The organism is Comamonas sp. B-9, assembly GCF_000410635.1.
In the GTDB taxonomy this organism is placed as follows: domain Bacteria; phylum Pseudomonadota; class Gammaproteobacteria; order Burkholderiales; family Burkholderiaceae_C; genus Comamonas.
In genome coordinates, this window is the sequence record NZ_KE148617.1 from 1,480 (window position 1) to 22,836 (window position 21,357).

Genomic DNA, 21,357 nt, shown 5'->3' on the forward strand with positions numbered 1-21,357 from the left:
GGCCAGCAGCGGGTGCTGGAGCGAGGCCATGTGCACGCGGATCTGGTGGGTGCGCCCGGTGTGCAGGCTGCAAAACACTGCGCAGCCCTGCTCGCCATTGACGAGCAGGCGGATATCGGTACGCGCCGGCTTGCCCGGGTGCTGGGCCAAATCGACCGCCGCCATGCGCAGCCGGTTGCGCGGGTCGCGGCCAATGGGCAGGCTGACCGAGGTCTGCGCCGCGCCCTGCCAGGGCTTGTGGCCCAGCGCCAGGTAGTTGCGGCGCACATCGCGCGCGGCAATCAGCTTGACCAGCGCATCCATGGTCTGGCGCTCGCGCGCCACCACCATCAGGCCACTGGTGTCCTTGTCGAGCCGGTGCACGATGCCCGCGCGCGGCAGCTGGGCCGCCTTGGCGTCGTAGGCCAGCAAGGCATTGAGCAAGGTGCCGCTCCAGTTGCCTGGCGCAGGGTGCACCACCATGCCGGCGGGCTTGTTGACGATGAGCAGGTGCTCGTCCTGGTAGACCACATCGAGCGCAATGTCCTGCGGCAAAAAGGCCTGGCTTTGCTGCGTGGGACGCAGCTCGACCACCGCCTGGTCACCGGCCTTGACCTTGGCACTGGGCTTGAGGCCGGACTTGCCATTGACCAGCACCGCGCCTTGCAGCAGCAAGGCCTGCAGGTAGCTGCGCGAGAACTCGGGCACCCACTGCGCCAGTGCCTTGTCCAGGCGCATGCCATGTTCGTCCACCCCAGCTACGACCGTGCGGCTCTCCCAGGCCTGGGCCTCGACCTCCGCCGACTCTTCATCGCCTTCAGCCGAGGACAATGGGGCCTCGTCCAAATGGGAAAAGCCGACATCGTCGGCGGGCGGCGATGTCGGCTTCGAAGAAGTGCCCGGCATCAGCGGGAAGGCAGGTAGCGCGATGGATCGACCGGCTTGCCCTGGCGGCGCACCTCAAAGTGCAGCTTCACGCGATCGGCGTCGGAGCTGCCCATCTCGGCAATCTTCTGGCCCTTCTTGACCACCTGGTCGTCCTTGACCAGCAAAGTCTGGTTGTGGGCGTAGGCGGTCAGGTAGGTGTTGTTGTGCTTGATCAAGATCAGGTTGCCGTAGCCGCGCAGGCCGGCACCCGAATAGATCACACGGCCGTCAGCGGCGGCCACGACCGGGTCACCGGCCTTGCCACCAATGTCCAGGCCCTTGTTGCGCGCATCGTCAAAGCCCGCAATCACCGTGCCCGACGACGGCCAGATAAAGCCCAGGTTGCCATCGGCTGCGGCGGGTGCAGACGCTACTGCAGGTGCGGGAGCCGGTGCAGGCGTAGCCGCTGGCGTGTTGGCGCCGGTCACCGCAGGCGCTGTGGCTGCCGGCGCAGCGCTGGCCGTAGTGGTCACCGGTGGCACCACGCGCAGCACCTGGCCCACTTCGATCACATTGGGATTGTCCAGATTGCTCCAGCGGGCAATGTCGCGCCAGTTCTGGCCATTGTCAGCGGCAATGCGCATCAAGGTCTCACCGGGCTTGACGGTGTAGTAACCGGGCTTGCCGGCGTTTTCTGCGCCAGGCAGGGTGGCCGGATCGATGCGCGGCGGCGTAGCCGTGGTCGACGTCGGCGTGCGGCCTGCCGAAGAGCCCCGATCTTCCACGGGCGCCTGGTTCAGCGATGTACTACCGCACCCTGCCAGCACCATGGCTGCCACCACACTGGCACCCCACGTCAAAACACCACGTGAATCCAACATACCTATCCTTCTTAACCAAGCCCCGATTTTAGGGGTACGAAATGAACATGCTCCAGAACCGTGCGTTGAAATCCATCAGCACTGCGGTCCACGACGAGCAAAACCTGTTGTTGGCCCGGCCCCATCACCGGAGCCACGAGCCGGCCGCCTTCAGCCAGTTGGTCACACCAGGCCTGGGGGACCGAATCCCCGCCGGCCGCGGCAATGATCCCGGCATAAGGCGCGCCTTTTTCAAAACCCAGCATGCCATCACCGAGGATCAGGTGCACATTGGCCAGCCGCAAAGGCCGCAGGTTGACCCGCGCCTTTTCATGCAACGCACGCAGCCGCTCAATGGTATACACCTCCTTGGCCATCAGGCTCAGAACCGCCGCCTGGTAGCCGCAGCCCGTGCCAATCTCCAAAATGCGGCCCAGGCCCATTTTCCCTGCAGGCGATTGCAGCAGTAGCTCGCACATCCGTGCCACCACACTGGGTTTGGAGATGGTTTGCCCCAATCCTATAGGCAAACTGGTGTCCTCATAGGCTTGAACCGCCAGTGCACTGTCAACAAACTGGTGGCGCAGCACGGAATTCATCACTTTGAGCACCCGCGTGTGCTCCACGCCAGATGCGGCCAGGCGCTGCACCATGCGCCAGCGCGCCGAGGTGAAATCCACGCTCTCCGGACCCAGCGACTCGCGCACCGCCATCGGTACGGGCGACAACTCCGCAGGCAGCCGGGCCCATTGCCGATGCACGCTGCTGACCTGTGGCTTGGTGCTCACAGGCATGGCACCGCGGGCAGGAAAGCCTGGCTTGCGCAAGGTCACCCTGGCACCTCCAGGTCCTTGCTGCGCAGGCTGGTCGCCGTCTGCGCCCAGTAAGCGAGGCTGTCATGGTCGGTCAAATCGACCTTGAGCGGCGTGATCGCCATATGGCCGGACGCCGCCGCATGGAAGTCGGTGCCTTCGGCATCATCGAGCGCGAGGCCGGCATTGCCGATCCAGTACATGGTCTCGCCCCGGGGGCTGGTCTGGGTGATCACCTTCTCGGCCGAATGCCGGCGTCCCAGACGGCAGAGCTTGAGCGGCTTGATCTCGTCAAACGGCAGGTTGGGAATGTTGATATTGAGCAGCCAGGGCTTGAGGGTCACGAGCTTGGCCGCCTCAAACTGCTGCACCAGCTCGCAGGCCTTTTTGGCGGCCGACTCCAGCTCGCCCCAGCCCTTGTCGATCTGCGAGAAGGCCATCGCCGGGATACCGAACAGATAGCCCTCCATCGCCGCGCCCACGGTGCCGGAGTAGATGGTGTCATCGCCCATATTGGCTCCGTTATTGATGCCGGAGATGACCAAATCGGGCCGATAACCCAATAGCCCCGTCAGCGCAATGTGTACGCAGTCGGCCGGTGTGCCATTGACATAGCGAAAGCCATTGGCTGCGCGCTGCACATACAGCGGCGAATGCAAGGTCAGCGCATTCGATTTGGCACTGTTGTTGTGTTCTGGTGCCACCACCTCGACATCAGCGACCGCCTGCAATGCATCATGCAACGCCACGATGCCGGGCGCCTGATAACCATCATCGTTACAAAGCAGTATCTTCATGTCATTGAATCAGTTGCACTGCATTGTAGAGGTGCCAACACAGAACCCGAGCGGAGTGTGGCAGCAAAGCGACCGGCAAGGCCGCCCCACCCCGCTGAAATGCGGCCTATGCACAGGGCTCAGGCATTGTAAGGAGCGCTGCCGCCCTGCCCCCAGGCACCTGGCCCATTGCTACACAAAATTACGATGACATGCCGCTGTCGCTGCCGGGGCCCTCGCCGGGCGCGCTGGGCCGGGCCTGCGCACAGACCTCGGTGGTCAGGGCCTGCAACACGGCCGCGGTGCAACGCACCAAGGGCGTGGCTTTTCGCTTGGCCGACTGCGCCAGGCACAGGTTGATCATCACCGCTGGCGACTCGATGGGCGCGACCACCAGCCGCTCACCCACTGCATGCCCGTCGAGCGCACTGCGTGTCAAGGCCGCATAGCCGTAACCGCCGCGCACCAAATCCAAGATGGCCGGCACGCTCGACACCTCCCAGACCACATTGAGCTTGACCTGCGACAGCCTGGCCTGGGCCTCCATCAGCTTGCGAAAGATCTGGCCGTACTGCGGCATGATCAGCGGAAACTCCGACAGATCCTTGAATGCGATGCTGGGGCGGGCGCCCAGCGTACTGGCGGGCCCCACCAGACACAGGCCCTCCTGCAGGACCGGGCTGATCTCGATATGCGGATGGGGTTCGGGCGAATAGACCAGGCCGAGGTCCATGCGCCCCGAGGCCAGCCATTCGGCCATCTGAACGGAGAAGCCCTCGACGATCGCCACGCGGGCCTTGGGCATTTTGCTGCCGAACGCTTGGATCAGCGGCAGCGTCAGCCGCCTGGCCAGACTGGGCGGCAGCCCCACCACGATGCGGCCCACCGGTTCATCGCGCTCACAGCCCAGGTCCTCCTTGGCCTGGGCCACGTGCTGCAAGATGGTGTGGCTGTGCTCAAGCAAACGCCTTCCGGCCTCCGTCAAGGTCACACCGCGCCCGGTGCGGATCAGCAAGGTCTCACGCAGCTCCACCTCCAGTGCCCGCACCTGCCGGCTCAGCGCCGGCTGCGCCGCGTCCGACAACAGGGCCGCCTTGCTAAAGCTGCCGGTTTCTGCCACCGCGACAAAGGTTTCGATTTGCTGCAAATTCATAGGCATTCCATTTTATTTATGAAATATTAATAATTTTTAACTATTATTATGCCATTTTGCTATAGCTGCTAGCTGCGCTGCCACCTAGGACTCTGGGGGCATTTTCCACAGAATGGGACTCTTCATACAACACAGAAGGCCAGGAGACCCAAGGATGAAGCCCAAGCGGATCGATGCCAGCGCAGACCACGCGTTCACGAGGCGCGTCGCAAGCGAGCCCAGCCCCACGCCACTCAAGAACTGACTTGCCCTGGTTACAAGGCCGGCCCTCGTGCAGGCCTTGTAACCCAGGGTTGCACCCGCTTTCCGGGCATCGGGCCCCTCAAGCAGCAGCGTCACTGCGGCGATCGGCTGCATCCCCTTCCTTTCCGCTCCATGCCGCCTCAGGCCTTGCATGGCAGCGCCCCCAACCCTTCCCTCAATCCCAAGGAGATTCACCATGGTCGACAAAGCCAACACCGAGTTCTGGCAACACCTCAGCCCCATTGCCAACCCCTTCATGCCCGATGCGCTCCCCGAGGTCTACACCCCCAACGCGGTGCCGGAAGACGAGCGCCTGTATGTGCCGTTCACCGACACCGTGTTCTCCCGCCCTTTGTGGATTTCGCCGTCACAAAACAAGTGGTGCGACATCCTGATGGCCAAGAAAGCGGGCCTGGTCAATCGCCACTACCACCCCCATGAAGTCTTTGCCTACACCATCTCGGGCAAATGGGGCTACCTGGAGCACGACTGGACCGCGACCCAAGGTGACTTTGTCTACGAGACCCCCGGCGAAGGCCACACGCTGGTGGCCTTCGACCATCCCGAGCCGATGCGGGCCTTCTTCATCGTCAAAGGGCCGCTGATCTGGCTGGATGAACAAGGCAAGCCCGATGGCTACTTTGATGTGCACTCCTACATCGCCATGTGCAAGGCCCACTACGAAAAGGTGGGCCTGGGCGCCGAGGCCGTCGAAAAGCTCTTCCGCTAACGGATGCAGAGCCTGGAGAACGCCATGAAACCATCCTCCATCCGCGCGCTGTGGACCTATGAGAACCGGCTGCTGCTGATCCTCTTTCTGACATTCGGCTTTGTCTTCTTTGACCGCCTGGCGCTGTCCTTCCTGTTCCCCTTCATGCAAGACGAGCTCGATCTAAGCCAGACCCAGCTGGGCATGATCTCCTCGGCCCTGGCACTGACCTGGGCCGTCTCCGGGGCGATCGCAGGCGCCTGGTCCGATTCGCGCGCAAAGCGCAAGGCCTTGCTGGTGGTGTCCGTGCTGGGCTTTTCCATCTGCTCGGCCCTGTCCGGGCTCGTAGCGGGCTTCATCAGCTTGCTGGTGTTCCGCGCCCTGATGGGCCTGGCCGAAGGGCCGGTGCTGCCCATTGCGCAGTCCCTGATGATCCAGAGCTCCACGCCCTCGCGGCGCGGCCTCAACATGGGCTTGCTGCAGGGCTCGTCGGCCGGCCTGATTGGCGCAATGATCGGGCCACCGGTGGTCATTGGCCTGGCCACGCATTTTGGCTGGCGCGTAGCCTTTTATGTCACCGTCATCCCCGGCATGCTGATCGCGCTGTGCATCTGGCGCTGGGTGCATGAACACCCGGGCGAAGTCCCTGCCGCAGACGCCAAGCCCGCGCCAATCAACCGCTGGGCCCTGCTGCGCGAGCGCAATGTGCTGCTGTGCATGCTCATCAGCTGCTTTTTCCTCACCTGGTTCATCATCATCATCTCGTTTGCGCCCACCTTTCTCGTCAAGTACCGTGCGTTTTCGCCGGGCGACATGGGCTTGGTGATGAGCTGCCTGGGAGCGGCCTGGGTGTTCTGGGGCTTTGCGGTACCTGCCATCTCCGACCGGATCGGACGCAAACCAGCGCTGGCCATCTTTGCACCGATTGCTGCGCTGTGCCCCATCGCGCTGATCTATGGGGATTCGGCCATCGCCCTGGGGGCGGTGGTGTTCTTCACCTATACCGGCCTGGGGTGTTTCACCCTCTTCATGGCCACGGTCCCGGCTGAAACCGTGCCGCCCCGGGTGTTGACGGGGGCGCTGGGCCTCATCATGGGCGCGGGCGAACTGGTGGGCGGCTTTGTGGCCCCCACCGCCGCGGGCCTGGCGGCCGACCGCTTCGGCCTGCCCGTAGCCATGTGGATAGCGGCTGCCGGGGCACTGGTGGCCGGGCTGCTCGCGCTGGGCCTGAAGGAAACGGCGCCGCTGGTGCTGCAGCGCCGTGCCGCTACAGGAGCTACGCCATGATGCGCGCGCTGCGCTGGCATGGCGCCCAGGATCTGCGCCTGGAGCAGATCCCCATCCCACGCCCCGGCCCCCGGCAAGTACGGATTGCGGTGCAGTACTGCGGCATCTGCGGCAGCGACTTGCACGAATACGAATCAGGCCCCCATGCCATCCCGGTCGGCACCGCCCACGCCGTGTCGGGGCGTAGCGCGCCGTTGACGCTGGGCCACGAGTTCTGTGGCACGGTGGTCGAGCTGGGCAGCGAGGTGACCGGCCTACAGGTTGGTAACCGGGTGGCGGTGGAGCCCGAGTACCGCTGCAGCCACTGCGCCTACTGCCGCAGCGGCGCCTACAACCTCTGCGCCGATATGGGTTTTGCCGGGCTGATGGGCGACGGCGGCATGGCCGAGTTTGCCGTGGTGCCCAGCTATATGCTCCATCGCCTGCCCGATGCGGTGACCCTGGAGCAGGCCGCTGTGCTGGAGCCCGCCGCCGTCGCGCTGCATGCGCTGCGCCGCAGCCAGTTGGCCGCAGGCTCCAGTTGCGCCATCTTTGGGCTGGGCCCCATCGGGTTGCTGCTGGTCACGCTCGCCAAACTGCAAGGAGCGCACACCATCATTGCGGTGGATGTATCACCCGAGCGCCTGCACATGGCCACGCAGGCAGGCGCCAGCCACGCCATCGATGCCAAGGGCCTCACGCCGCGCGAGTTGCGGCACACCATTGCCTCGGCCACTGCGGGCCTGGGCGTAGACACCAGCTTTGAAGCCGCCGGCCTGCAAACCACGTTCGAAGGCGCATTGCGCGCGCTGCGCAAAGGCGGAAACATGGTGATGGTGGGGCTGATGCCCGAGGCGCGGCTCGACGCCTTTGACGCTGTCAATCGCGAGCTGAGCCTGGTGGCCAGCGTCGGTTACCGCGACGTGTACCCGGAGTTGATCGGGCTCATCGCGGCCGGCGCCTTTGACCCCAGCAGCATCATTACCCAAACCGTGCCGCTGGAGCTGGCGGAGCGCGACGGCTTTGCAGCGCTGGTGCAGGACCGGTCCCAGATCAAGATTCTCATCAGCCCGGGCCCAGGCCCACGCCCGAGCGCGGGCTGCAACCACCGGCCATAGGAACCACCAAAAATGTCCACCATCGAAGAAAATGTCATTCTCATCACCGGAGGCACCTCCGGCATTGGCGCGAGCGCCGCGCTGCACTTTGCCCATGCCGGCGCCTCCGTGCTGGCGCTGGGGCTGGACGCGCAGGACCTGCATGCGCCGCGCCATCCCCGCATCCAGTGCCTGGAGCTCGATGTCTGTGACAGCGCCAAGCTGAGTCAGACGATCGCCGAGCTGCCCCGGCTTGATGCGCTGGTCAACGCAGCGGGCATCAGCCGCCATGCGCAGGAATACCAGCCAGAGGCCTTCCTGCAGGTGATGCACACCAATTTGACCGCCGTGATGCAGGCCTCGATGGCCGCTGCGCCGCATCTGCTGCAGCGCCAGGGTTGCATCGTCAATGTGGCCTCGATGTACAGCTACTTTGGCAGCAAGGACCGCCCCGCCTACAGCGCCAGCAAGGGCGGCATTGTGCAACTGACGCGCTCGCTGGCCCAAACCTGGGCGCATGAGGGCGTGCGTGTCAATGCGGTCGCTCCCGGCTGGATTGCCACCCCCTTGAGCGAAGGCCTGATGGCCGACCCCAAGGCCTCGGCAGGCATCCTTGCTCGCACCCCCATGCAGCGCTGGGGCCATGCGTCCGAGGTGGCCGCGGTGATCGGGTTTCTGTGCTCCCCAGCGGCATCGTTTGTCAACGGCGCCGTGATTCCCGTCGATGGCGGCTACCTGACGGTCTAGCGCCGCCGCGCGGGCTGGGCAGGCCGCTCAGGACAGCAGAACGGGGAGTTAGCGAGATCCGCTCCCCGTTTTGCACAGCGCCCCAAGCGCCCTGTCAGCCTGGCATCAGCCCTGCTCGAAGGCAAACTTTTCGGTATCCACTTCGCGCTGCGAAGCTGGTGCATAGCGCTCGCCCTCGATGGCCTGCGGTGCAAACAAGGCATCGAGCTCGGCCAGCAAGCCAGCATCCAGGCGCACGCTGCCACCGCGCAGATTTTCATGCAAATGGGCGATGTCGGTGGTGCCGGGCAGCGCAACCACATGCTCGCCCTGGTGCAGCACCCAGGCAATGGCGAGCTCAGCCAGACTGCAGTCCGCGCGCTCGGCAATCGCCTGCATGGGTGCCAGCAGCCGCAGGTTCTTGGCATAGGCCTCGGGCTGAAAACGGGGCATGCCCGCACGGATATCGCCCGGCACCCATTGGGTGCCAGCAGGCAATTTGCCCGACAGGAAAGCCCGGCCCATCGGGCTGAAGGCCACATAGGCAATGCCCAGCTCGCGGCAGGCCTGCAAGCTTCCCAACTCGGCATTGCGTGACCACAGCGAATACTCGCTTTGCAAGGCCGCAATCGGGTGGGTGGCATGGGCGCGCCGCAGCATCTCTGCCCCGACCTCGGACAGCCCCAGCGCCCGCACCTTGCCCTCTTCCACCAGACGCGACATCGCGCCCACCGATTCTTCGATCGGCACCCGCCGGTCCCAGCGGTGCAGGTAGTACAGGTCAATGACATCGGTGCCCAGCCGCTGCAGGCTGTCTTCGCAATGGCGACGCAAGGTCTTGGGATGGCCATCAATCACACGGCGCATCACGCCATCGTCGCCGCGCACACCCGCCATGCCGCACTTGCTCGCCAAGGTGATGCGGTGGCGGTGCGGCTTGAGCACCGGCCCGACCAGCGCTTCATTGGCGCCAAAGCCATAGAGTGCTGCAGTATCAAACAAGGTGACGCCTGCATCCAGCGCTGCATGCAGCAGCGCCTGGGCCTGCGCCTGCGTGGCCGGGTGGCCATAGGCATGGCTCAGGTTCATGCAACCCAGGGCGACAGGGCCGACCTGGAAGGGGCCAATAAGGCGTTCGCTCATCATCTCTCCTGAAAAACCAAAACCGCCTGCGATAAGGAGTGCAGGCGGTTCACGACTGGTCGGGCCGATATTACTGCAGCTGCTGCTCCAAAGCATGCAAAACCTGGTAGCAGGGCAACACCTGGGCGATGCTGGAGCGGGGCTGTCGGCCCTCGCGGATCGCGGCGAAAAACTCGCGGTCCTGCAGCTCGATGCCATTCATCGACACGTCCACCCGCGAGACGTCGATGGCCTCACCCCGGCCATCGAGCAGCTCGTCGTAGCGGGCCACATAGGTGCCCGTGTCGCCGATATAGCGAAAGAAGGTGCCCAGTGGGCCATCGTTGTTGAAAGACAGGCTCAGCGTGCACAGGGCGCCATTGGCCGCCTTGAGCACGATGCCCATGTCCATGGCAATGCCCAGCTCGGGGTGCACAGGCCCTTGCACGGCATGGGATTGCACGATGGGACTGCCCGCCTGGTGGGCGAACAAATCGACCGTGTGCGCCGCATGGTGCCAGAGCAGATGGTCGGTCCAGCTGCGCGGCTGGCCCAAGGCGTTCATATTGCTGCGGCGGAAAAAGTGGGTCTGCACATCCATTTGCTGCAGCCGGAAGCTGCCCGCCTGCACCTTTTGCTGGATCCATTGGTGGCTGGGGTTGAAGCGGCGGGTATGGCCACACATCGCCACCAGCCCACTGGATTTTTGCAGCTCGGCCAGCGCCAGCGCGTCCTCCAGCCGGTCGGCCAGCGGAATCTCGACCTGCACGTGCTTGCCTGCCAGCAAGCACTGGCGCGCCTGGCTGGCATGCAGCTGCGTGGGCGTGCACAGAATCACCGCGTCCACGTCCGGCCGCGCCAGGCTGTCTTGCAAGTTGGTGGCCACATGCCCAATGGCATGGTGCTCGGCCACCTGGCGGGCTTTGGACAGATCGGGGTCGACCAGCGAGACGACCTGCACACCGGGGATCAGCGCAATACCTTCCAGGTGTTTGAGACCAAAGGCGCCTGCGCCTGCAAGCGCCACGTTGAGGGGGCGAAGTGTCATGGTGTCCTCCAGGGTGTGGGAGTGCCCGGGCTGGCAGCCGGGCGATGGATAGCGAAAGTCAGAAACATGGCGGCCTCTCAACCGTTCTCCAAAATCAGGTGACCCACGGCGGTGTTGGAGGCCGGCACGTGGTAGAAGCGGTGCTTGACGCTGGGCCGCCTTGCGGGATCGGCCACATCGGCCATCGCGCCACGGGCAATCAGCCACATGACCAGCTCAATGCCCTCGGAGCCCGCCTCCCGCACATAGTCGATATGGGGCACCTTGGCCAAACTGGCGGGATTGTGGATCAGCTGGTCCAGGAAGCAGTTGTCCCATTCCTGGTTGATCAAACCCGCGCGCGCGCCTTGCAGCTGGTGGCTCATGCCACCGGTGCCCCAGATCTGCACATTGAGGTCGGCGTCAAAGGTTTCCACCGCTTTGCGGATCGCATTGCCCAGGCTGAAGCAGCGCTGGCCTGAAGGGACGGGGTACTGCACCACATTGACGGCAAACGGAATCACCGGGCAAGGCCAGGCACCGCCATCGGCGGGCTGCTCCCCGCACATCAGGGACAAGGGCACGGTGAGCCCATGGTCCACCTCCATCTTGTTGACGATGGTCAGGTCAAAGTCCTGCTGGATCACCGACTGCGCGATATGCGAGGCCAGCTCAGGATGGCCGACCACCTGGGGCACCGGCCGCGGTCCCCAGCCTTCATCGGCTGGCGAGTAGGCTGCGCCCGTGCCGATGGCAAAGGTGGGGATCAGGTCCAGGCTGAAGGCCGTTGCATGGTCGTTGTAGACCAGAAATATGACATCGGGCGGGTTCTCGCGCATCCACCGGCGCGAATATTCATAGCCTTGAAAAAGCGGCTGCCAGTAGGCCTGCTGGGTCAGGCCCTGGTCCATCGCGACGCCAATGGCGGGCACATGCGAGGTGAAGACCGCTGCGCTGATGCGGGCCATATCAGATCCCTCCCTTGCCGGTGATGCCGCCGGCGGGCTGCGCCGGCGCCGCTGCCGCCTCATTGACAAAGCGGCAGCCCTCTACCGAGCGACCACCGGCGATCATCATTGCGCGGTAAGCCTCCTCGCTCATGCCCGTCATTGAGCCGGCCATCTGCTGAAAGCTCTTGCCATCGGTGGCCCCGATCTTGGCGAGAAAATAGATATTGCCGCCGGTGCGTATGCACCAGTTCAGGTCACGGGCCAGCACGGCCTGCTTTTGCTCCTCGGTCATATCCCAGCCGTCCAGGTAGGCCCGCTCATCGGCTTTGAAGCGCCTGCGGTTGTCCGCTTGCATCAAGGACATGCAAAACTGGTTGAGCCAATAGCCCTTGCGTGACTGGTCGGCGTCAAACACCACGGTGCCAGGCACATCAAGATAGGGTTTTTCTAAAGCCATATTTTTTCTTTCCAAGTTTGTTATAGGGTCCTGGCCTGCGGCCCGCTGGGCGGATCCGCGTGGAAACCTCCCGTGGGCTCATGCCTCCTCGGGCCAATACAGACGCATCGGGTTGTCCACCAGCAATTGGTGGCGCAGCTCTGGCGTGGGGGCGATCTGGGCGATGAAATCCACCAGCAAGCCGTCATCGGGCATATGGCCCTTCAGATTGGGATGGGGCCAATCGGTGCCCCAAAGCACACGGCTGGGAAAGGCCTCGACCACCCGGCGCGCAAATGGCACCACATCCTGGTAGGCGCGGCGCTCGCCACGCAGCGCCTGCGGCCCCGTCAGCGACAGGCGCTCGGGGCAGCTGACCTTGCACCAGAGCTTGTCGCTCTCCTGCATCCGCTGCAAAAACATGCTGAACTCGGGCCCATCGGCGGGCTGGCCGACATCGGGGCGCCCCATGTGGTCCACCACGACGGGGGTGGGCAGGCGGCGCAGGAATGGCCACAGCTCAGGCAGGTCCTGCGCTTCAAAATAGACCACCACATGCCAGCCCCAAGCGGCGATGCGCTCGGCGATTTCCTGGAGTTCATCCTGCGGGGTCACATCCACCAGGCGCTTGACAAAGTTAAAGCGCACGCCCCGCACGCCGGCCAGGTGCAGCGCCTGCAGCTCCTGGTCGGTGATGCTGCGCCGCACCGTGGCCACCCCCCGCGCCTTGCCGCCGGATGCCTTGCAGGCATCGACCATGGCCCGGTTGTCCGCACCGTGGCAGGTGGCTTGCACAATCACATTGCGCGAAAAGCCCAGGTGGTCACGCAATGCAAACAGCTGCTGCTTGCTCGCATCACAGGGGGTGTATTTGCGCTCAGCGGCAAAGGGGAACTCCGCGGCCGGCCCAAACACATGGCAGTGCACATCCACGGCACCATCGGGCAACTGCAGCACAGGCTTTGCGGGCCAGGGATGCCAATCCAGCCAGCCGGGGGTTTTGACAGACAAGGACATGATGCAACCCCTTTAGTCGATATAGCGCAGGCCGGATTTGGCCAGCGGGGCACGCATCTGGTAGAGATCCAGCCCCAGCACGCCAGCGGCCAGCTGGGCACGTTTGGCCGTCTCAAAACGCTCGCGGTCCAGCGCGGTCTCCCAGGTGGCAGCCGCGATGGCCGCAGGCACACAGACCACCCCATCGTCATCGGCCACGATCACATCGCCCGGGGTAACCCACATGCCGGCGCAGACGACCGGGATGTTGACCGAGCCCAGCGTCGCCTTGATCGTGCCCCTGGACGAGACGGCCCGGCTCCAGACCGGGAACCCCATCTCCTGCAAGGTCTTCGTATCGCGCACGCCCGCATCGATGACCAGCGCCCGAGCACCACGGGCCTGGAAGCTGGTGGCCAGCAGGTCGCCAAAATAGCCATCGCTGCATGGCGAGGTCACGGCCGCCACGACGATGTCACCGGGCTGGATCTGTTCTGCCGCCACATGCAGCATCCAGTTGTCGCCGGGCTGGAGCAGCACCGTCACTGCCGTGCCAGAGACACACTGGCCCGCAGCAATCGGGCGCAGCGCTGGCTGCAGCAGGCCGACACGGCCCATGGCCTCGTGCACCGTGGCCGAGCCCAGAGGGGCCAGGCCATCGGCAGCGGCACGGTCGGCGCGCTGGATATGGCGGTAAACAACCCCGAGTTCATACATTGCAGGTTCCTTGTGGATGGGTGATGGATGGTGGGTGGCGGGCGCGTTACAGCCCCCGGCTGCGAAGCACGGCATCGAGGCGTGGAAACACGCGCCGCGCATTGCCTTCGTAGACCTTGTGCCGGCCTTCGTCATCGAGATGCGGTGTGGCCTCGATATAGCGCCGGGTGTCGTCATAGTGGTGGCCGGTTTGCGGATCGATGCCGCGCACCGCCCCGACCATCTCGCTGGCAAACAGAATGTTTTTGGCCGGCAGCACCCGGGTCAGCAAGTCGATGCCGGCCTGGTGGTAGACACAGGTGTCAAAAAACAGGTTGTGGAGCAGGTGCTCCTCGAGCAGGGGCTTGCCCAGCGCCTGCGCCAGGCCCCGGAAGCGCCCCCAGTGGTAAGGCACGGCACCGCCCCCATGGGGAATGAGCAGGCGCAGCGTGGGAAAGTCCGTGAACAGCGCACTGTCGAGGCACTGCATGAAGGCCGTGGTATCGGCATTGAGGTAGTGCGCGCCGGTGGTGTGAAAGCAGGCATTGCAGCTGGTGGAGACATGCACCATCGCGGGGATGTCGTACTCGACCATCTTTTCGTAGATGGGGTACCAGAAGCGGTCGGACAGCGGCGGTGCCGTCCAGTGTCCACCAGAGGGATCGGGGTTGAGGTTGATCGCCACATTGCCGTATTGCTCCACGCAACGGACCAGCTCGGTGATGCAGCTGCGCGGATCGACACCCGGGGACTGCGGCAGCATCGCAGCTGGCACAAAGTGGTCGGGGAACAGCTCGCTGACGCGAAAGCACAGTTCGTTGCAGACCTCGGCCCAGGCGCTCGATGTCTCGAAATCGCCGACATGGTGGGCCATGAAGCTGGCGCGCGGGCTGAAAATCGTCATGTCCAGCCCCCGCTGGCGCATCAGCTTGAGCTGGTTGCTCTCAATGGTTTCGCGGATCTCGTCATCGCTGATACGCAAATCGGCGGCCCGAGGCGTCCGGCGCGGGTCCTTGAGGCCGGCCATCTGCAGGTCACGCCACTGGCCCAAGGCAGCAGGTGCCGTTGTGTAATGTCCATGCACATCAATAATCATGCCGTGCTCCTCCCTGTTTTTCCTCGTGGCCAGCGCTCGCCACGCAGCCTGGCTGGGTGCCGCGCAGCATCACGCGGGCCCTGCCCAGATGGCGCGGGGCACCACCACCTCACCGCGCATCAGCACCCTTGCTGTGCGCAACAAGGCGACCTGGGGCGGCGCATCGCCCTGACCCGCGCCCGGCTTGAGCTTGACGCTCAGCACGCCCGAAGGGTGCTCGATCGCGAGCGTGTCGGCATCAACGCCGCTGGCCCGCCGGGCCAATCCCTCGCAGACGGTGCCTGGCAGCTGCACCGCTGTGCCGACCGTGACGGCGGCCAGCACGCCAATGCTTTCGTGGCAGACATGGGGGATCAGGCAGCGCGTGCTGATCGCGCCGCCATGCCGGGGCGGCGCCACCAGGGTCATCTTGGGGTAGTTTTTGGCAGAGACATCACCCAGGCCCATGGCCTGCGCAGCCTGCAGGCGCAGCGCCTCCATCCGGCGCCGAAGATTCTGGTTGGCATCGATCTCTGCGGCCGTCTCATAGCCGCTTGCACCCATATCTGCGGCTTGGACCAGGACCAGCGGCATGCCGTTGTCGATGCAGGTCACCTCCACGCTGAAAGGCGCAAAACCCTCTGCGGCCACCGTCATGCGATCGCGCGCCTTGCCGGTGGGCAGCAGGCTCTTGCAGACCGATCCCGCCGTTTCCCGAAAACAGATCTCGATCGGCGCAGCACGGCCTGGCACGCCATCGATGTGGGCGTCTCCGCCATCGGCCAGCTGGCCGGCTGACAGCGGCAGCGTGATATCGGCCAGCATGCCGGTGTTGCGGGCCCATACGCGAAAGCTGGCACGCTCACCTTGGGCCTGGAGCATGCCGGTGGCCAGCGCAAAGGGAACCGCCGCAGCCAGCATATTGCCGCAGTTGGGCCGGGTGTCGACCGAGTCCATTTCAGGCTGCACCTGGGCAAACAGAAACTCCAGGTCCACCCCCGCTTGCGCCGAGCGGCTGACAATGCCGATCTTGCTGGTCAGCGGATGCCCGCCGCCGATGCCGTCGATCTGGCGGCGGTCGGGCGAGCCCATCGCCGCGAGCAGCACCCGGTCGCGTGTGGCCACATCCTGGGGCAAATGGGCGGCGTTGAAGAACGGCCCCTTGGAGGTGCCGCCCCGCATCAGCAGGCAAGGAATCGCTGTGGGCATGGAGTGCTCCCCGTGTTCTGTTGCCATCCATTCTGCGGACAGACACGGCAATGAGCCACGGGCGCAGCCAGCTAGCAGCTATAACCGGCTGGCATATCTTCTGCCGCCTGGGTAGCCGGACAGGCGCGCCTCGTCCTACGGCAGATGGCATCGGCTGCTGTCAGGACTTTGCCTGCCCCTGTCCTAGCATGGGGCATGCTGATTAAGAGAGCTACCCCCAAAGTTTCTAGGAAAGCGGCCGCCGCGCTGGCGAGCCTGTATATCGCCGCCACCGCCTATGCGATGAGCGATGAGGAAATACGTGCAGAAACAGAGCGCATTGCGGCCCAGTACAGCACGGCCATGGCCCATTGCCAGACGCTGCAGGGCCACGACAGAGATATCTGCATAGAGGATGCCAAAGGCAGCCAGCGCGTGGCCCAGGCCGAGCGCGATGCCAAGCTGCTGGGCGATGCCGGTCACAGCTACCAGGTGCGCGTGGCCAGAGCCGAGGCGGACTACCGCGTTGCCAACGAGCGCTGCAATGAGATGCGCGGTGATGCCGTCGGCGTCTGCAAAAAGGATGCCGAGGCCGCCTACCGCAAGGCCGTGCAGGATGCCCAGGTCAAACGTGTGGAAGCGCCCCCGGCCACTTCCACCGACCAGCCCTTGACCCCGCTGGCGCCCGCAGGCAGTGCAATGCCCCTCGCCAACCCGGGGCGTTGAAGCCGCACGGCGCGCTGCCGGTGGGCAGAGCGCAAAAAAACTGCGCTGACCAGAAGCGGTCAGCGCAGGTTTTCAGCGTTCACCAGGGGCCGGCACGGCCTGCCCCTTCAGCTGCCATCAGCGGCGGCAGGCGGCGTAGCCCAGCACCACACCAATGGCCAGCGCGGCACCGGCAATGTGCCAGGGCTCGTCATGCGCATATTTGTCGGTGCAGGCGGCGGTGTGCTTGGTTTGTGCAATGGCGCGGGCTGCGGAATCGCGGGCCAAGCCCATGCCTTCGTCCATGCGCTCACGGATGCGCTTGATCTCGGGGATCGCATCGAGCTCCTTGACCGACAGCAGTGCGCGCACATCGCCCACCAGCTGGTCCACATCCCCCTTCACATCGGAGAGGCTGACTTGTCGCTTCTTGAAAAACATGTTCTTTCCTTTCTTGTACCCAAGCCCAAAATGTGCTCTGCCTCATACCTTATAGAAAGACCCAGCAGCGCCATGTAGGAAAGCCGCCCGCGTCGGCGTGCAAAGGTCTTGGTAGCGGCAGCAGCAGTGCAAAACCCTGCTTTGGCGCACAAGCGCTGCTCCCGCTTTTCCTACACGCAATGCTGGCCGCCCAGGTCACGATGGCCACTGAGCCCGATGAACCCTGGAGGACCTATGCCAGACCAAACCCCACCCACCACCAACCCGCCTGCCAGCGACAAGACAAATGTGGACACCACCCGCAAGCAGCAGCCCCATGACTCCGGCTCGCAGGCCAAGATGCCCCATGAAAAGGACCAGTCCGTCGGCGAGACCAGCCAGCAGCCCTCGCCGGAGATGGAACAAGCCCATGCGGATTTGAAGCGCGGCCTGGTCGACACCGATGCGCGGGCCCCCGATGGCCGCCCCAAGGGCAGCAAACACCCAGCCGGTTAAGCCGTTTCAGCGCTGCATTGGCCCGCTACGGCAGCGCGAAAACACCTATGGCCGTGTCAAATGATTCAACTTGTAACATCATCGAATACTGCAATGCTTCTATAGAACAAATCTTGCTTTCGTACTAAGCTATCCGCGTTGGAGCCCGTCCATGTGGCCCTGACAGGAAGGTATGCCGTGTCGCAACGAAAGCAGGAGGATGCTGTCAAAGACGATTACCTGGAACAGCTCAAAGCCGAAGGTGCCAGTCTTTTGATGCAGAACCCACAGGAAGGTACGCCCGAGCACGCCAAGATGATGCTGATCGACGCCAAAATTGACCAACTCACCAGTCCCATCACCGTTCCGAATTGGAAGGAAACCGGCTTGTGAAACGCAGCCCGCTGGACCTGAACTGACCCCAGCGGGCTTTTTGTTGCCCGGCGCAACCGCTGCGCCGGGGGCCGCACGGCAGCGACACTTATTGATGGCCCTGTAGCGTCGTCTCCCGCTGATCCTGGGCACTGGGCAAGGTCACCCAGCGGGCCAGTTTGGGCCGCAGCCAGTTTTCCAGATCGTCCATCACCGCATAGACCACCGGCACCAGCACCAGCGACAAGGCGGTGGATGACACCAGCCCGCCGATGACGGCGACGGCCAGCGGCTGGCGAAACTCCGAGCCGCTGCTCACGCCCAGCGCGGTAGGCAGCATGCCCATGGCCATCGCAATCGTTGTCATGATGATCGGCCGGGTGCGTTCATGGGCGGCTTCCAGCAAGGCCTCGGTCTGGCTCTTGCCCATGCGCTCGGCCTCCACCGCATGCTCGACCAGCAAGATCGAGTTCTTCGCCGCCAGGCCCATCAGCATCAGCAGGCCAATCAGCACCGGCAGGTTCAGCTCCCCGCCTGTTGCCAGCAAGGCCAAAAAGGCGCCGGCCAGCGACAGCGGCAGCGCGGCCAGAATGACCACCGGTTTGACAAAGCTGCGGAACAGCAGGATCAGCACGCCAAAGATCAGCCCCACCCCCGCCATGATGGCCAGGCCAAAGCTGGCAAACAGCTCCTGCATGCCTTCGGCATCGCCATAGAGCGGCCGCGATACGCCCTCGGGCAGGTTTTTCAGGAAGGGCAGCGCATCCACGGCCGCATTGGCCTGGCCCAGCGACACGCCATGGACCTCCGCCTCCAAGGTGATGCGGCGCTCGCGGTCAAAGCGGTCGATGTGGGATTCGCCCACCTGGAAATGCATATCCGCCACCGCCGACAACGGCACCGTGCCACCCTGCCCCGTGGGCACGCGCAGCGCGCCAATACTGTCCAGATCCCGCAAGGCACCCTGGGGCAGCCGCACGCGCACGGCCAGCCGCTGGCGCCCGGTGTTGAACTTGGAGGCGGTCGCATCCAGGTCCCCCAGGCTGGCCATACGCGCCACCTCGGCGACCACATCGGGGGTCACACCCAGGCGCGCGGCCGCATCGGGCTTGAGCCGTATCACCAGCTCGGGGCCCGGGTTGGGCGCCACCTGGTGCACATTGGCCAGCATCGGCAGGCCGCGCAGCTCACGCTCGGCGTCTGCGGCCGTGCGCCGCAGCAGCTCGCCATCATGGCCACCCAGGATCACCTGCAGGTTCTGCGTGCCGCCGCCCTCGCTTTCGCTGTAGCTCAGCCGTACATCGGGCACCTGCAGCAGCAGGGGGCGCAGATGGTCCTGGAAGGCCTTGGTCGTCATCGAGCGCGGTGATTTGAGCTGCACAATCACGCTGCCCTTGCGTGGGTCGCCATCACGCTGGCTGCTGCCCACGCTGACAAACACATCCTGCACATCGCCTTGCTGGCGCAGCAAACGGGTCAGGCTGGCAACCGATGCGCGCATGTCCTCGGTGGTCGCGCCCGGCGCGCCTTGCAGGTTGATCTGCACCGTGCCGCCATCGCCCTTGGGCGCAAAGCCGGAGGGCAGCAGCGAGGCCAGCATCAGCGAGCCGACAAAAATCAGCACCCCCGCCGCCAGCGACCACCAGCGGTGCGCCAGCGTCCACTCCAGCAGCCGGCGGTAGCGGCCGGTAAAAGGCTTGTGCGGATGGGGCTGCGCCGAGGGCTTGAGCAAATAGGCGCACATCAGCGGCGACAACAGGCGCGCCACCAAGAGCGAGAACATCACCGACACGGCCACCGTCACCCCGAACTCGCGGAAGTACGGCCCGGCATAGCCACCCATAAAGGCGACCGGCAAAAACACCACGGCAATGGCCAAGGTGGTGGCCACCACCGCCAGGCCAATCGCGTCCGCCCCTTCCATCGAGGCGCGCCAGGGCGAGGCGCCGGCCTGCACCCGCTTTTGGATGTTCTCCACCTCGACGATGGCGTCATCGACCAGCACGCCGATCACCAAGGTCAAGGCCAGCAGGGACAGCATATTGAGCGAATAGCCGAGCCAATGGATCACCGCAAACGTGGGGACCAGCGAGATCGGCATGGCCACCGCCGCAATGAGGGTCGCGCGCCAGTCGCGCAGGAACATGAACACGACGACCGCCGCCAGCAGCATGCCTTCGAGCAAGGTCGCCACCGTGGCATCAAAGCTCTCGCGTGTGTTCTTGGCGCCCGATGACACCAGCTGGTACGACACCCCGGGCTGCTCCTTGGCCAGCGCCGCCACCGCCTTGGCCACCGCCGTCTCCACATCCACGTCGGACGCGGCCTTGGTCTTCATCACCTGAAAACCGACCACCGCATCGCCATTCAAGGCCGCAAAGCCGCGCCGGTCGCTGGCCCCACTGGCTACGGTGGCCACATCACCCAGGCGCAGATGGCGGCCGTCGCGCGTGGCAATCACCAGCTGCTCGAGCTCCTGCACCGATGGGGCGGCAGCGAGGATACGCACCTGCTGCTCCTGCGCACCAATCTGCGTGCGGCCGCCCGATGCATCCAGGTTGTGGGCGCGCAGCGCATCGTTCACGGCCACGGCCGTCAGGCCCAGCGCCTGCAGCTTGGCGGGGTCCAGGGTCACGGTGATGTCGCGCGCCACACCGCCCACCTGGGTCACCTGCCCCACGCCTGGCAGCGCCACCAGCTTGCGCGCCACCACATCCTCAATGAACCAGTTCAGTTCCACATCGTCCATGCCCGGGGCGGAGACTGCATAGGTCAGCAAGGGCATGGCATCAAAATCGAGGCGCTCGACAATCGGCGGCTCGATGCTGGCCGGCAGGTTGGCGCGCACGCGGTCAATGGCCGCCCGCACCTCGTCGACAGCCCGCTGGGGCTCCAGCCCGATCTCGAACTCCACCAAGGTCAGCGACATGCCCTGGGTGACGGTCGAGATCACATGCTTGACGCGGGCCACATTGGCCACCCCGTCTTCCACCACGCGGGTGACCTGGGTTTCCACCTCGGTGGCCGCCGCGCTGGGCAAGGCGACTGCCACCTGCACGATGGGAAAGGACACATCCGGGTAGAGCTTGATCGGCATGACCCGGTAGGCCATCAACCCGGCCACCAGAATAGCGATGAACAGCACCACCACGGGGATGGGGTTCTGGATGGACCAGGCGGAGATACGCAGCTTCATCGCTGGCCTCCAGCCGCAGCAGCAGGCGCAGGCGCAGGTGCCGCTTCCGGCCTGACGGGCTCGGCCGCTGGCTTGGCTGCGTCGTTGATCTGCACCCGGTCCCCCTCCAGCACAAAGGCACCGCCGCCCAAGGCCAGGCGCGTGCCCAGCGGCGGGCCATCGCGCAAGGCCACCCAGCCCTGGGCGCGGAC

22 protein-coding genes and 1 pseudogene are annotated in these 21,357 nt (G+C 64.8%); 7 read left to right on the forward strand and 16 right to left on the reverse strand.

Annotated features, from left to right (window positions below; translation table 11 throughout):
- The 5 genes from H928_RS28395 to H928_RS28400 form a co-directional block, all read right to left on the reverse strand.
- Positions 1-885 (reverse strand): RluA family pseudouridine synthase (locus H928_RS28395; RefSeq protein WP_373604926.1); only part of this gene is annotated, 885 nt, incomplete at its 3' end.
- Positions 885-1,727, reverse strand: coding sequence for a peptidoglycan DD-metalloendopeptidase family protein (locus H928_RS0116780; RefSeq protein ID WP_021027543.1), 843 nt, complete (start codon positions 1,725-1,727; stop codon positions 885-887). The genes H928_RS0116780 and H928_RS28395, both read right to left, overlap by 1 nt.
- Before the next feature lie 11 nt (positions 1,728-1,738).
- Positions 1,739-2,500 carry a protein-L-isoaspartate(D-aspartate) O-methyltransferase gene (locus tag H928_RS0116785; protein WP_084635849.1) on the reverse strand — a complete coding sequence of 254 codons (762 nt, stop codon included), beginning with the start codon at positions 2,498-2,500 and terminating at the stop codon, positions 1,739-1,741.
- A gap of 35 nt (positions 2,501-2,535) precedes the next feature.
- The gene (gene surE / locus H928_RS0116790) at positions 2,536-3,315 is read right to left on the reverse strand and encodes a 5'/3'-nucleotidase SurE (RefSeq protein ID WP_021027545.1); all 780 of its coding nucleotides are present in this window, start codon (positions 3,313-3,315) and stop codon (positions 2,536-2,538) included.
- A gap of 181 nt (positions 3,316-3,496) precedes the next feature.
- On the reverse strand, positions 3,497-4,447 hold the full coding sequence (locus tag H928_RS28400; protein WP_021027546.1) for a LysR family transcriptional regulator: 951 nt from the start codon (positions 4,445-4,447) through the stop codon (positions 3,497-3,499).
- A gap of 439 nt (positions 4,448-4,886) precedes the next feature.
- Here H928_RS28400 and H928_RS0116805 point away from each other — a divergent pair, with 439 nt between their 5' ends.
- The 4 genes from H928_RS0116805 to H928_RS0116820 are packed head-to-tail and all read left to right on the forward strand — an operon-like array spanning position 4,887 to position 8,509.
- Positions 4,887-5,420, forward strand: a complete 534-nt coding sequence (locus H928_RS0116805) for a 2,4'-dihydroxyacetophenone dioxygenase family protein (protein WP_021027548.1) — start codon at positions 4,887-4,889, stop codon at positions 5,418-5,420.
- Positions 5,421-5,444: 24 nt separating this feature from the next.
- Positions 5,445-6,686 (forward strand): MFS transporter, encoded by a 1,242-nt coding sequence (locus tag H928_RS0116810; protein WP_027011046.1) that lies wholly within the window; start codon positions 5,445-5,447, stop codon positions 6,684-6,686.
- Positions 6,686-7,783: a 2,3-butanediol dehydrogenase gene (locus tag H928_RS0116815; protein ID WP_027011047.1), complete on the forward strand. Its 1,098-nt coding sequence runs from the start codon at positions 6,686-6,688 to the stop codon at positions 7,781-7,783. The genes H928_RS0116810 and H928_RS0116815 overlap by 1 nt, the downstream gene beginning before the upstream one ends.
- A 12-nt stretch (positions 7,784-7,795) precedes the next feature.
- Complete coding sequence (locus H928_RS0116820; protein ID WP_021027551.1) at positions 7,796-8,509, forward strand: SDR family NAD(P)-dependent oxidoreductase; 714 nt, start codon at positions 7,796-7,798, stop codon at positions 8,507-8,509.
- 105 nt (positions 8,510-8,614) lie between these two features.
- Here H928_RS0116820 and H928_RS0116825 read toward each other — a convergent pair whose 3' ends face one another.
- The 8 genes from H928_RS0116825 to H928_RS0116860 all read right to left on the reverse strand — a co-directional run bounded on the left by H928_RS0116825 (position 8,615) and on the right by H928_RS0116860 (position 15,999).
- On the reverse strand, positions 8,615-9,631 hold the full coding sequence (locus tag H928_RS0116825; protein ID WP_027011048.1) for an aldo/keto reductase: 1,017 nt from the start codon (positions 9,629-9,631) through the stop codon (positions 8,615-8,617).
- A gap of 70 nt (positions 9,632-9,701) precedes the next feature.
- A complete protein-coding gene (locus H928_RS0116830; RefSeq protein WP_021027553.1) occupies positions 9,702-10,658 on the reverse strand; it encodes a Gfo/Idh/MocA family oxidoreductase in 957 nt (318 codons plus the stop codon).
- Positions 10,659-10,735: 77 nt separating this feature from the next.
- Positions 10,736-11,605 carry a class III extradiol dioxygenase subunit beta gene (locus tag H928_RS0116835; protein WP_021027554.1) on the reverse strand — a complete coding sequence of 290 codons (870 nt, stop codon included), beginning with the start codon at positions 11,603-11,605 and terminating at the stop codon, positions 10,736-10,738.
- 1 nt (position 11,606) lies between these two features.
- Positions 11,607-12,044, reverse strand: a complete 438-nt coding sequence (ligA, locus tag H928_RS0116840; protein WP_021027555.1) for a protocatechuate 4,5-dioxygenase subunit alpha — start codon at positions 12,042-12,044, stop codon at positions 11,607-11,609.
- A 78-nt stretch (positions 12,045-12,122) separates the two neighbouring features.
- Positions 12,123-13,040 carry an amidohydrolase family protein gene (locus tag H928_RS0116845; RefSeq protein ID WP_021027556.1) on the reverse strand — a complete coding sequence of 306 codons (918 nt, stop codon included), beginning with the start codon at positions 13,038-13,040 and terminating at the stop codon, positions 12,123-12,125.
- Positions 13,041-13,052: 12 nt separating this feature from the next.
- Positions 13,053-13,736, reverse strand: coding sequence for a 4-carboxy-4-hydroxy-2-oxoadipate aldolase/oxaloacetate decarboxylase (gene ligK / locus H928_RS0116850; protein WP_021027557.1), 684 nt, complete (start codon positions 13,734-13,736; stop codon positions 13,053-13,055).
- 46 nt (positions 13,737-13,782) lie between these two features.
- Entirely contained in the window at positions 13,783-14,811 is a 1,029-nt protein-coding gene (locus H928_RS0116855) for an amidohydrolase family protein (protein WP_021027558.1), read from the reverse strand.
- A 69-nt stretch (positions 14,812-14,880) separates the two neighbouring features.
- Complete coding sequence (locus H928_RS0116860; RefSeq protein WP_021027559.1) at positions 14,881-15,999, reverse strand: 4-oxalomesaconate tautomerase; 1,119 nt, start codon at positions 15,997-15,999, stop codon at positions 14,881-14,883.
- A gap of 195 nt (positions 16,000-16,194) precedes the next feature.
- Here H928_RS0116860 and H928_RS28405 point away from each other — a divergent pair, with 195 nt between their 5' ends.
- Entirely contained in the window at positions 16,195-16,704 is a 510-nt protein-coding gene (locus H928_RS28405; RefSeq protein ID WP_021027560.1) for a hypothetical protein, read from the forward strand.
- A gap of 117 nt (positions 16,705-16,821) precedes the next feature.
- Here the strand turns inward: H928_RS28405 and H928_RS0116870 are convergent, their stop codons facing one another.
- Positions 16,822-17,124, reverse strand: a complete 303-nt coding sequence (locus tag H928_RS0116870) for a YqjD family protein (protein WP_021027561.1) — start codon at positions 17,122-17,124, stop codon at positions 16,822-16,824.
- A 234-nt stretch (positions 17,125-17,358) separates the two neighbouring features.
- On the opposite strand from H928_RS0116870, the gene H928_RS28410 reads away from it, so the two are divergent.
- Both H928_RS28410 and H928_RS0116880 read left to right on the forward strand, forming a co-directional pair.
- Positions 17,359-17,619: a hypothetical protein gene (locus H928_RS28410; RefSeq protein ID WP_021027562.1), complete on the forward strand. Its 261-nt coding sequence runs from the start codon at positions 17,359-17,361 to the stop codon at positions 17,617-17,619.
- Between the two features lie 177 nt (positions 17,620-17,796).
- Entirely contained in the window at positions 17,797-17,991 is a 195-nt protein-coding gene (locus H928_RS0116880) for a hypothetical protein (protein ID WP_148293205.1), read from the forward strand.
- An 88-nt stretch (positions 17,992-18,079) separates the two neighbouring features.
- On the opposite strand, the gene H928_RS0116885 is transcribed toward H928_RS0116880, so the two are convergent.
- Positions 18,080-21,166 (reverse strand): efflux RND transporter permease subunit, encoded by a 3,087-nt coding sequence (locus H928_RS0116885; protein WP_021027564.1) that lies wholly within the window; start codon positions 21,164-21,166, stop codon positions 18,080-18,082.
- Positions 21,163-21,357 (reverse strand): annotated as a pseudogene (locus H928_RS32470) (hypothetical protein); the annotation flags it as partial. The pseudogene H928_RS32470 and the gene H928_RS0116885, both read right to left, overlap by 4 nt.

Coding starts and splice junctions, on each gene's coding strand:
- H928_RS0116825 (WP_027011048.1), bottom strand. CDS start 9,631: ATGAGCGAACGCCTTATTGGCCCCTTCCAGGTCGGCCCTGTCGCCCTG.
- H928_RS0116870 (WP_021027561.1), bottom strand. CDS start 17,124: ATGTTTTTCAAGAAGCGACAAGTCAGCCTCTCCGATGTGAAGGGGGAT.
- H928_RS0116810 (WP_027011046.1), top strand. CDS start 5,445: ATGAAACCATCCTCCATCCGCGCGCTGTGGACCTATGAGAACCGGCTG.
- H928_RS28405 (WP_021027560.1), top strand. CDS start 16,195: ATGCTGATTAAGAGAGCTACCCCCAAAGTTTCTAGGAAAGCGGCCGCC.
- H928_RS0116885 (WP_021027564.1), bottom strand. CDS start 21,166: ATGAAGCTGCGTATCTCCGCCTGGTCCATCCAGAACCCCATCCCCGTG.
- H928_RS0116835 (WP_021027554.1), bottom strand. CDS start 11,605: ATGGCCCGCATCAGCGCAGCGGTCTTCACCTCGCATGTGCCCGCCATT.
- H928_RS28400 (WP_021027546.1), bottom strand. CDS start 4,447: ATGAATTTGCAGCAAATCGAAACCTTTGTCGCGGTGGCAGAAACCGGC.
- H928_RS0116780 (WP_021027543.1), bottom strand. CDS start 1,727: ATGTTGGATTCACGTGGTGTTTTGACGTGGGGTGCCAGTGTGGTGGCA.
- H928_RS0116860 (WP_021027559.1), bottom strand. CDS start 15,999: ATGCCCACAGCGATTCCTTGCCTGCTGATGCGGGGCGGCACCTCCAAG.
- H928_RS28410 (WP_021027562.1), top strand. CDS start 17,359: ATGCCAGACCAAACCCCACCCACCACCAACCCGCCTGCCAGCGACAAG.
- H928_RS0116830 (WP_021027553.1), bottom strand. CDS start 10,658: ATGACACTTCGCCCCCTCAACGTGGCGCTTGCAGGCGCAGGCGCCTTT.
- H928_RS0116785 (WP_084635849.1), bottom strand. CDS start 2,500: ATGCCTGTGAGCACCAAGCCACAGGTCAGCAGCGTGCATCGGCAATGG.
- ligA (WP_021027555.1), bottom strand. CDS start 12,044: ATGGCTTTAGAAAAACCCTATCTTGATGTGCCTGGCACCGTGGTGTTT.
- surE (WP_021027545.1), bottom strand. CDS start 3,315: ATGAAGATACTGCTTTGTAACGATGATGGTTATCAGGCGCCCGGCATC.
- ligK (WP_021027557.1), bottom strand. CDS start 13,736: ATGTATGAACTCGGGGTTGTTTACCGCCATATCCAGCGCGCCGACCGT.
- H928_RS0116805 (WP_021027548.1), top strand. CDS start 4,887: ATGGTCGACAAAGCCAACACCGAGTTCTGGCAACACCTCAGCCCCATT.
- H928_RS0116845 (WP_021027556.1), bottom strand. CDS start 13,040: ATGTCCTTGTCTGTCAAAACCCCCGGCTGGCTGGATTGGCATCCCTGG.
- H928_RS0116815 (WP_027011047.1), top strand. CDS start 6,686: ATGCGCGCGCTGCGCTGGCATGGCGCCCAGGATCTGCGCCTGGAGCAG.
- H928_RS0116820 (WP_021027551.1), top strand. CDS start 7,796: ATGTCCACCATCGAAGAAAATGTCATTCTCATCACCGGAGGCACCTCC.
- H928_RS0116855 (WP_021027558.1), bottom strand. CDS start 14,811: ATGATTATTGATGTGCATGGACATTACACAACGGCACCTGCTGCCTTG.